Genomic DNA, 1109 nt, shown 5'->3' with positions numbered 1-1109 from the left:
AATGCGACGCGGCATGGGTTAACTCCACTTTAAATCCTGCTGAAGATGGTAACGTACTGCGTGTATTTTCGCATCCGTCATGTAACAAACTCTGCGCTGCGCACGGCTGAAGCGGTTCTGGTTGTCTTTGGGGTGTAAGACGAAGCGGCATGGCTATTGCTTAAATATCTGTGCAGTTATCTGCTTAAGCATAGCCGCTGCAAGGTTAACTTTCGGCGACGTGAAGCGATGCGGTTAATTCAGGCGATTAATTGCGGCGCTGAATTTATGCTAGGTATTAGAGGCTAGGCATTAGAAGCTAGGCATTAGAAGCTATGAATTCATAGTGAGCTTTTTATAATGCTAACAGCATGCAGAGGGATGCGGGTTATGTTTGTGTTATGTTCGAATAGCGCAGCAAGCTTACCGTTCAACTGGATTCAAAAACGCGATGCAAAACAGAACAACGAAAGGAACGAGGTGATGACGGCAACACAGCAACCGGCCTTACAGTTGCAGGATAACTGGTTGAGCGGCGCGAGAGTGCGTCACTGCCCTTCACCTCATTGTGATGCGAGGACGGCAGACGAGCCGGTATCGTTGCTGGTGGTGCACAATATCAGTTTACCGCCCGGTCAGTTTGGCGGGCCGTACATTGATCAGCTGTTTTGCGGTACTTTGCCGCCAGACGAACATCCGTATTTTGCCGATATTTATCAGCTACGGGTGTCGGCGCACTGCTTGATCCGGCGTGATGGTGAGATTGTGCAGTATGTTCCGTTTAATCAGCGAGCATGGCATGCGGGGGTCTCTGAGTATGCGGGGCGGCCACGCTGTAATGATTATTCGGTGGGCATTGAGTTAGAAGGCACTGACGACACGCCTTACAGCGATGCGCAATACCAGCGTTTAGTGACACTGACTGCGCTGTTGCTAGACACTTATCCGGCCATGGCAACACCGGAGGGGACTCTCAGGATCACCGGCCACAGCGATATTGCGCCGGGGCGCAAAACCGATCCGGGCCCAGCCTTTGATTGGGATAATTTTTATGCGCGGCTTGCCGTAGTTCGTGGCGAGTCGCATTAACCGGATATACCCTTCTTACGCCAAGTCGCTTGGGTATATAC

At 51.3% G+C, this 1109-nt stretch carries 1 protein-coding gene; it reads left to right on the top strand.

Annotation, left to right across the window (positions count from 1 at the left end; all coding sequences use genetic code 11):
* Nucleotides 1-462 precede the first annotated feature (462 nt).
* Nucleotides 463-1068: a 1,6-anhydro-N-acetylmuramyl-L-alanine amidase AmpD gene (ampD, locus tag ACRC27_RS05310; RefSeq protein ID WP_438639365.1), complete on the top strand. Its 606-nt coding sequence runs from the start codon at nt 463-465 to the stop codon at nt 1066-1068.
* Nucleotides 1069-1109 lie beyond the last annotated feature (41 nt).

Origin of the sequence: Plesiomonas sp. (genome assembly GCF_051650925.1) — a bacterium.
Lineage (GTDB): Bacteria > Pseudomonadota > Gammaproteobacteria > Enterobacterales > CAMTGL01 > Plesiomonas.
This window is presented reverse-complemented; position numbering and strand designations above follow the sequence as displayed.